An 8,895-nucleotide genomic window follows, 5' to 3' on the forward strand; every position below is an offset into this window, starting at 1 on the left:
AGATTATAGCATACTATTTTCGTGCATTCACTAACTTAAACGAAAATCTTTTGTTTTTCCATCGTATAAAGATAACAAAAATAGTGAAGTACTGATCACTCTGTTTCGTTTGTGCGTGCACTCCTATCAGCAGAGCTTTTCCCAGCAAGAGCTTCTTGAATCTGTCGTTGGATTTCTGCCGCGATTTTAGGCTCTGGCGCGTACTCCATCTGCCAGTTCTCAGGTTTCAATACTTTATTTGTTACAGGATCATAATGAGGTTTTCCATCTGGAAACAATTTTCCCATATTTGCCTGATGGACGATATCAAATATTCGATCAGGCGCTATTCCCAATAATGAAAAAGAACCATAAGTAAAGTAAAGGATATCTGTCAGTGCATCTACTTGTTCAATCAGTGGATCACTTCCCCACTCTGTTTTATCAAGTATTTTTTCTTCTGCTTTATCTAATGCTTCGTGTAGCAGAGTAACAGCTTCATGTAGTTGTTCTTTACTTGGTGAGGTAGCTGCAACAAATTCAACAAGTTCTTCTATTTTGAATGCAGCACGTGTATGAGCCTCCATCGCAGTAAAAGCTGTGGGGATTTCTGGTCTTCTTGGATCAAAAATTTTGTGAAATGCTTCTACTTTTTGAAAAGGTGTCTCTGATTCCATACTAATGTTTTCCTTCTTTCATTGACTAATAAATCAGACCAAAGTGTTTCAGTCCTTCGTATATGCCATCTTCTTCATTTGATTGGGTCACAAAATCTGCGGCATGTTTTACTTCGTTCTGAGCATTTCCCATGGCCACTCCAATTCCTACACCTTTCAGCATCTCGATATCATTGTAATGGTCGCCGAATGCCATGATTTCTTCCATCTCAATTCCGACAGCATTTGCGAAAGCTTGGATGCCTAGCAATTTTGAACCACCTTTTGGGATAATATCTACAGTATACGTATTTGAACGTTGGAAGGTACACTCGGGAAATAGATGTTCTAACTTTTTCTGTTCTGACTCCGGACTAAGCAGTATACATTGGTAAATTGGTTCTTTTAATATCTCTAATGTTTCATAACGGTCCTTTTGCCGGTGAGGGCTAAAAAGCTGGAGGTTTTTTTTCATCAGACGTACCGGGAATTTACGCGGTAAAAAGCTGACTAGCCGCTTGATAAAAATCGATTGTCCTAATAGCATCGTCGTTGATCCATCTAGCCGATTTCTCGCACCAAAAACGATTTGTCGATGGTTCTCATCTGCAAATTCAACAATATGTTCCAATACTTTTTGTTCAAAAGGGTGGTCGATAATCGTTCGATCTGCAGTAAAAACCAGTTGACCATTATACACGACATACATATCTAATTCCAATTCATCAATGATTTCTTTGATCTTTATTGGGCTTCGGCCCGTTGCTACACCGCATAAAATGCCGTTTTTCCGAGCATAATTAATTGCTTGTTTTGTTGATTCCAATGCTTTTGAACGATTGGTGACCAATGTTCCGTCAATATCAAAAAAAATAGCTTTGATCATAGACTTCGCCCCTTTCATGAATAAAATAAGCCTTTAAAACAGATCCATTTGAGTTGGATTAAGTCCATCCGGCTTGATATTTAATATTTTTTGCAGTGCTAATGCATTTTCAGCCGCATCCCCGCCGGAATTGTTATTAAAAATCACACCTACCTCTTTTGTCTTAGAATCAACTGCTTTGACTTCACTTGCTAGTTCTTGCAGTTCTTTTTCTGAATAACGATACAATGTTCTTTTTTTGCGCCAATCTTTATCATTTGCTTGCCATCCCTGAGCATTCCTGCCATGAAATCGAAAAAGAGCAAAGTTCGGATTGGTTACAAATGAATCAAAAGGAATCGTTGTATTCAGCAGCTGCGGCTCATCGATGATTGCTAAAGAAAAAGCGGCTCGAGACATAAAGTTTCTCGTACGTTCAAGAAATTCATCGCTATACCAAGAATAGTCCCGCAATTCTACAGCAACAGGATAACCCTCAAACCACTTTCTAAGTTTGCGCAAGTATTGGACATTTTCTTTTGTACACTTGAATGAAGAGGGCAATTGAATTAAAAAGCAAAAAAGCTTTCCAGCTTCTACCATTGGCGACATGACATCTAAAAAATGCGTAATCATCTCTTCTTCGGTCTGGTAATAAGGCTTCCAATCTCCTTGACCGCTGATTCCTTGATAGACTTTGACTACAAAGCGAAAAAATTCAGGTACTTCGTTTATCCAATTCTCAACAGAGGACTTTCGAGGAATCCCATAATAAGCAGTATCTAATTCCACTAAGGGTAGAAATCCGGCATATTCATACAAAGTGTTATTCTTTTTGCCAGTTAATTTGTCATGTTCTTTAAACGATGTTAATCCGATTCTGATCATTTTCGACCACCTTCGTAATTGTTTTCCCTTGACTGCTTTTTTATAAAAGAAACTCAACCAAATACTCCGTGCATTAAGAGGTCAAGGTCGAGTCTTCTTCGTTTAAGTAAGGGCAGCTTTTTTATAATAAGTCTGGCTATTGTTATTCTTCACTGATAGCAAAACTCTTTTATATAGTATACAATAAGATTTAACGGCTATGCAAAATTATTCGTAAGGAAGTCTGTAAAATGAAAAAAATACTTGTACTGCACACCGGCGGAACGATCGCCATGAAAGAAAACATGCTCACTGGCGGTGTTAGTCCTGATGTGGCAAACCCGTTATTAGATGCAGAAATCACGATACCTGAGCATGTGGAACTCTTAGTTGAAGATATCTTCAATCTTCCCTCACCACACATCATGCCTTCTCACATGTTGGTATTAAAAGAACGTATCTTGTCCGCTTATGAATCAGGTATATTCGGAGTGGTGATCACACATGGTACGGATACATTAGAAGAAACTGCCTTTTTTATTGATACAACGATTGGCGACAAATTACCAATTGTTTTGACTGGAGCAATGCGTTCAAGTAACGAACTTGGAAGTGACGGCCTCTATAATTTTGAAAGTGCTATTCGCGTCGCAAGCTGTGAAGAAGCGGTAGATAAGGGTGTATTAGTGGTCATGAACGATGAGATCCATTCTGCACGCTACGTGACAAAGACCCACACCACAAACGTTGCTACTTTCCGAACGCCTACATTGGGACCAATCGGTTTAGTAACTAAGAATCGAATCTTATTTTTACAAGAACTTTTAGAAACAAAGCGGCTGGATATTTCCGCTGTAAATGGGACTATCCCAATTGTTAAAGCATATGCTGGGATGCAAGGAGACTTATTGGAAGCAATCGCCCATACGAAAGTAGACGGTCTAGTCATTGAAGCTTTAGGTGCCGGAAATCTCCCTCCTCAAGCCTTAGCAGCTTTAGAAAAGCTCCTTGTCCAAAAAATCCCTGTAGTACTTGTTTCTCGTTGTTTCAATGGAATCGCAGAGCCTGTTTATGATTATGAAGGCGGAGGAAAAGAACTAGAAGAAATGGGGATTATTTTCTGCAACAGCATCAATAGTCAAAAAGCACGTTTAAAACTATTGATTGCCGTAAACTATGGTTTGACGGGTGAAGAATTGATTTCATTTATCCAAAACTAACCATCAATATCTGATAGCTAAACTTAAAAAGAGAGGCTGTGATAAAAGTAGCTTCTTCGAAAACTAAGCCGAAATTTTACAAAAATTTGAGAAACAATTTTCGTAAATTTCTTCTTATTTCTTGAAGCTGACCACTTCTGTCACAACCTCTTTTTTATTTATTTTTCCATATAATATTGGCTTCACAATACAGCTGTTCTTGCATTCGGATTTCATGTTTTGTTTTGATACCATTTTCGGTTGGGACTTGTTCAAAATGGCTTTCGATCTCATTCCCGTACTCTACTTCTTTATCAAATCGAATAATTACTTTTTCTGGAACATGCGTAGTCAAAAAGTCATATCCCAATACATCAATGATCCAATTAAAATACATCGCATTATTAACATGCTGATTACTATCGATATCATAAAAACGAACACGATATGGCAACATGAAGCCCGAATCGATTTTTTCAATTTTTTCCTGACGCTTGATTTTCTTGATTTTCTCACTCTCAAAAGGAGCAATGATCTCTTCATTAACACTGCTCATTTTTCGATTCACAAAATCCATCAATACAAAAACAGATTCTATTTTGACTAATTCTTCCCCATCCTCATCATGGATCCAGAAGTTCCGATAACAGAAAAACTTATTGTACTCCATGGCTTGAGTCGTTACTGAAATTACTTCACCGACTCTAGGCAGACGATTAATCTCCATAGAATAATTCGTGATGACCCAAGTCAGTCCAAAGCTATTGACGAATTCACTGCCTCTTCCCAACTGGTCGCTTTGATCTTCAGATGTTTTGATAACTACTCCTAACATCGAAGGAAATGTCATCGTTTGATTGATGTCACACTCATAATATGAAACTTCATGCTTTTTGGTATATTTCTTTGCCAAAAACGCGCCCTCCTCTTAAAAACTTTCTAGTAATTGATCTACTTGGGAACCGTAACTTTCTCCAAACATATTTAAATGTGCCAAAAGATAATATAACTGGTAAATCGGTAGTCGATCTTCCCATCCCTCTTCTAATGGAAATATAGTTTGATAGGCATCTAAAAATTCCGGTCGGAAACCGCCGAATAACTGACTCATTGCAATGTCTTGTTCCCGATTCCCATAAGAAACAGCCGGATCGACAAAAATTGGATGTCCTTGCTGGTCAAAGAACACATTACCACTCCACAGGTCTCCATGCAAGAGGCGTGGAGTTATCTTTTTGGGTTCAACCGATTTCAAAACTCGTTCTTTAAATTGCAGATACTTTTCTTGCCGCTGTACATTCCAACGATTCGTTTCTTCTGCTAAAGAAATCTGGGCTTCAAGCCGATTTTTAAAGAAAAAAATCCACCAATCTTCTTCAAAAGAATTTTTCTGAATAAGTGTACCTAGATAGTTATCTTTTCGAAAACCAAATTGTGGCGCTGTTTGCTGATGTAGGTTAGCTAAAGCTGCAGCAAGATCTCGTTGATCTCCTTTTCCCGGCTCGATCCATTCCATTAACAAATAAGCGCCTTCACTTGTTTCACCCAGCATGTACGTATCTGGTACACGTACGAATGCAGCTAGCTCTTTTAACCCGTCTACTTCTGCTTCAAAAAAATCTTTTTTTACATTCGGATGGATTTTCAAAAAATAAGCACGCTGCTCTGTTTTTATACGATAAGTTTGATTAACATCGCCGCCAACAACTGGAATCACTTTACCATTTAGTTTCAGATCAGATAAAACAGTTTGGATATCCATGACTTTTCCCCCTGCTCCCAATTTTATTCTATTTTGTCATCATACTTGTTTCATGATAAAAGGATTATTTCCAATCCTCATCCCTTTATTTAGAATTATAGCACAGGGACCATAAAAATCAGGAGATGGACTTTATAGATAAAAAAGAGCTGACTTAAGCCAGCTCTTTTTTATCTATAGCATACTCTTTATTGAACTATTTACCTATGCTAAAGCACCCATTGGGTCCCATGGAGATAACACAATTGGCTCTTCATTAAACGCATTTAGTTGCTCTTTCGTCAACAAATCTTTTCTTACAACGATTTGGTACGTATATTCGTCCATCCAGGCATCACTCATAACGAAGAAACCGTTCTTTCCAACTTTTTCGCCCCAGCTGTTTTCGACTTTCCATTTTGTTGATTGTCCGTCCACTAAATCAACGCCAGTCAATACCATCGCATGGGTCATCAAACTTTCACCAAAATCCAAACGTTCAGCTTTAGTCATTGTGAAGTCTGTATCGAATAGATCATCCATCGAATAAGCATCTAAGGCCATGATGCCACTGGTTCTAGTAGAAGATTGTCCTACATCACAACCAAACCATACAGATTCTCCTTGTTCAAGCTGAGCAATCGCTAATTTTTTGAAAGTTTCCATATCAACATTCAGGTATTTAACTTCTTTCCCGCCAACGACATTCCCTAGCATCTCTACTGTATAAGAACGATTGAATGGTTTGTCTTTTGTTGGTGCATTGATCACACTAACATAATCATCTAATTTTACACCGATGTATTTATCATAAAAAATTTGTGGTGTCAGTCCTCGGTCAAGATGATAGTTCTGTTCTTCATCGCGGTACTCAAAATCGAATTCTTTTGGAGGTGTTCCTAATGAGATGGCTAAGAAGTTATAAATACTTTCTAGCATTTCTTCTTTTTTTTCTTCAATAGCGTCTAATGTTTCTCCTTGAGCAACCATTTCGCGTAACACAACTGCATCTTTACGCAGTAGTTTGTTCAAGTAGTTATTCAAATCTCGAGAATTTGAACTATTCGCACTTTCCGGCATTACCGATTTAGGCACAACACCGTATTTTTGGAATAATGAAACGATCATATCCCATTGACCGCCATCTTGTTGAGGAGTAGTTAGCAAGAAAGCAACTTTTCGGCTATCAATAGCCTCTTTTCCAGTTGCAATGATGTTTTCATAAAAGTAATTTGCCTTTTCATATTTATCCCAGAAAAAAGTGTAATTTTGTGATAATTCAAACTCTTTTAAATGGAATTGATTCAGCATTTTGTGACGGAACGTATTCAATGCAGCAAACATCCAGCAACGGCCCGATTGCATCTGATTAGCCACTTTTCCTGTAGCTAGATCAATAGAAAATACTGGTGTATTCGCCACATGTGCTGAAATATTTTCAGCAGAAGCAGTAATCCCGTTCTTCACGACAGCCCGCTGCAACGCCTGCTGTTTGCTATTTGCTTGAAACTGTTTGTCAAATTTTGTTGTCATATCCGGTGTAATAGCTTTCATCCAATCATCCTTCCAAATCCAAGTTACACTTCGTATTTTACTCTTAAGAATTTAGAAATACAATCTCTTCTATGATGAAATTTTCATTTGAATGAGAATATACTTACGACTTCATGAAGAAAAATGTCATACGGTATACAATAGTTTTCAGATAAAAAGGAATATTTCTATGAGATAACGAAAATGGCCTGTATAATAAAGAAGGGGCCTAGAAGAACATCATACAATAAGATAGCTTTCAAAATACTCATTGAAAGAAGGAAATACTATAACGTAAGAAAGGAGAATTTATTAAATGAAAAACCTGGTTGCTGGTGGCTTTTTGTTTGTGGGTGGTGGCATACTTATGAATACAGATAACTTTGGGAATGTCATCCCTTTTCTTGGTGCAGCTTGTGCTTTGATCGGTGTAGGAATGCTGATTTATTTCGTATTTAGCGATGATGGGAAGTATGATTGATTATGAGTAGCCAACTCTACTCTTTCGTAAAGATTATAACATACGTGACAAAAACAGAAAGCTTGATTCATCATCATAATAAAAGAAAAAGAAACCCAAGTGATTGGATTTCTTTTTCTTTTCATAAGCTTTATTTACTCCGGCAGTAGGACTCGAACCTACGACATCATGATTAACAGTCATGCGCTACTACCAACTGAGCTATGCCGGAATCAAGTACATGAATATAATATCAATTTCTTTCAAATAACGCAATACTTTTTTTGAATTTTTTTACTATATTCTCGAAGAAACCGTTAGCATTTTTTGTTATTTTTACTTTTTTCTGAGAATTGTTTCATTAGTACAAAAACACATTTTTTTGATAAAAAATATATTGACAAATACATTAATATTCGTTATCCTATTATTTGTATTAATGATAATGCCGCTTTAGCTCAGCTGGTAGAGCGCTTCCATGGTAAGGAAGAGGTCGCCGGTTCAAGCCCGGCAAGTGGCTTCCTTAAACAGTGCAACATGTTGGTTTAACAATGTGTCTGCGCTGTTTTTTTATTTTATGCCACGAAAATCCCACAAAACTGTTTTTATTTTAAATAAAGAAAAAACGACTTTTTCAGTTAATCTGCGAATACTTTAATATGGATTAAATGTTACTGAGTTAATAAATAATCCAAGTCCTTATTTGAATGTATCAATAGGAGAAATGGTTGAATTAAACTTCTTAGTTGGTCCAAGTATTGAGGGATTATAGGAATACGTCCTTGTTGTCTTATTAGGAAATAAGCAAATTGAACTAAATGGTCTTTCTAACTTGCCTATTCGGTTATCGAAAGATTCTAAATCCAATAAAATTACTCCACAAAATAGAAAGATTTCTTTCAAAGCGCCAAGCGATCCAGGAAGTTATGAGTTTGTTGTGTATCAATTTGGTTTGGGAAAGGAAATTTTAGGTCTTCCGATGGTTGATAATTCTTTCAGGATGACCATCGTAGTAGAGTGAAAGTTCATTTATTTTCCAAATTAATGCAATCACATTAAAGTAAGTGACCCTGTTGACAATCGATAGCGGAGCTACTTGCTTTATGGATGTTTCAGTGCCCTCGAGTACTCCATCGATTTAACTGATCCACAATTTGAATCTCCTAATCGCTTATTGCTTATTTTCCAGAATGTTTATTTTTACTGCGTACCTTTTAAAATGTTTAAAAAATTAGGTTTGTCTAAATCTACTTCGTTCACTTAAAACATTAGATTGCAAAAAAACAGCTTCGTACATCACGACTTCCTAAATTGATTTTATGCGGTACAAAAGATTATGCAAACATGCCTGGAGCAAAACGGTTATATAAAGTTTCAGCTAATAGCCGTCTCCTGTTTATTGAAAACGGAAAATAGGAATTGAATAAAGAAAAGCCAGAAATAATGGCACAAGCTATGCGATCATTTATCGAAAATAGCTAATCAAAAAAAGACGACACAATGTGTTGTCTTTTTTATTTACCAAGTTAAGAATGTTGTCTTGTTTTTCAATGTAGCTCGATTGTGACTAGTTTTATGGATCATGGATCAATGAA

The 8,895-nt window shown here is 36.8% G+C and carries 8 protein-coding genes, 2 tRNA genes and 1 pseudogene; 4 read left to right on the forward strand and 7 right to left on the reverse strand.

Going from position 1 to position 8,895, the window contains the following annotated elements:
- Positions 1–95: 95 nt before the first annotated feature.
- Genes IGJ53_RS10845 through IGJ53_RS10855 form a run of 3 tightly spaced genes read right to left on the reverse strand, consistent with a single transcriptional unit; the run spans position 96 to position 2,388 of the window.
- Complete coding sequence (locus tag IGJ53_RS10845; protein WP_010733326.1) at positions 96–656, reverse strand: cof family protein; 561 nt, start codon at positions 654–656, stop codon at positions 96–98.
- Positions 657–681: 25 nt separating this feature from the next.
- Positions 682–1,521 (reverse strand): Cof-type HAD-IIB family hydrolase, encoded by an 840-nt coding sequence (locus tag IGJ53_RS10850; RefSeq protein WP_438750213.1) that lies wholly within the window; start codon positions 1,519–1,521, stop codon positions 682–684.
- Between the two features lie 33 nt (positions 1,522–1,554).
- Complete coding sequence (locus tag IGJ53_RS10855) at positions 1,555–2,388, reverse strand: DUF72 domain-containing protein (RefSeq protein WP_259741500.1); 834 nt, start codon at positions 2,386–2,388, stop codon at positions 1,555–1,557.
- Between the two features lie 230 nt (positions 2,389–2,618).
- Here IGJ53_RS10855 and IGJ53_RS10860 point away from each other — a divergent pair, with 230 nt between their 5' ends.
- Complete coding sequence (locus tag IGJ53_RS10860) at positions 2,619–3,587, forward strand: asparaginase (RefSeq protein WP_002310207.1); 969 nt, start codon at positions 2,619–2,621, stop codon at positions 3,585–3,587.
- 154 nt (positions 3,588–3,741) lie between these two features.
- Here IGJ53_RS10860 and IGJ53_RS10865 read toward each other — a convergent pair whose 3' ends face one another.
- From IGJ53_RS10865 to IGJ53_RS10875, 3 genes are all read right to left on the reverse strand, one after another.
- Positions 3,742–4,479 (reverse strand): acyl-ACP thioesterase domain-containing protein, encoded by a 738-nt coding sequence (locus IGJ53_RS10865; RefSeq protein ID WP_010733323.1) that lies wholly within the window; start codon positions 4,477–4,479, stop codon positions 3,742–3,744.
- A 15-nt stretch (positions 4,480–4,494) separates the two neighbouring features.
- Entirely contained in the window at positions 4,495–5,328 is an 834-nt protein-coding gene (locus IGJ53_RS10870; protein WP_010733322.1) for a fructosamine kinase family protein, read from the reverse strand.
- A 204-nt stretch (positions 5,329–5,532) separates the two neighbouring features.
- On the reverse strand, positions 5,533–6,861 hold the full coding sequence (locus tag IGJ53_RS10875; RefSeq protein WP_010733321.1) for an aminopeptidase C: 1,329 nt from the start codon (positions 6,859–6,861) through the stop codon (positions 5,533–5,535).
- A gap of 295 nt (positions 6,862–7,156) precedes the next feature.
- On the opposite strand from IGJ53_RS10875, the gene IGJ53_RS10880 reads away from it, so the two are divergent.
- On the forward strand, positions 7,157–7,321 hold the full coding sequence (locus IGJ53_RS10880) for a hypothetical protein (RefSeq protein WP_259741499.1): 165 nt from the start codon (positions 7,157–7,159) through the stop codon (positions 7,319–7,321).
- 137 nt (positions 7,322–7,458) lie between these two features.
- On the opposite strand, the gene IGJ53_RS10885 is transcribed toward IGJ53_RS10880, so the two are convergent.
- Positions 7,459–7,532: transfer RNA gene (locus tag IGJ53_RS10885), tRNA-Asn, on the reverse strand.
- Positions 7,533–7,747: 215 nt separating this feature from the next.
- Between IGJ53_RS10885 and IGJ53_RS10890 the strand changes: the two genes are divergently transcribed.
- Positions 7,748–7,820, forward strand: a tRNA-Thr gene (locus IGJ53_RS10890).
- 618 nt (positions 7,821–8,438) lie between these two features.
- Positions 8,439–8,782: pseudogene (locus tag IGJ53_RS10895) on the forward strand (alpha/beta fold hydrolase); the annotation flags it as partial.
- Positions 8,783–8,895 lie beyond the last annotated feature (113 nt).

Source organism: Enterococcus sp. DIV1283b (assembly GCF_051710965.1).
GTDB classification, from domain to species: Bacteria; Bacillota; Bacilli; order Lactobacillales; family Enterococcaceae; genus Enterococcus_B; species Enterococcus_B lactis.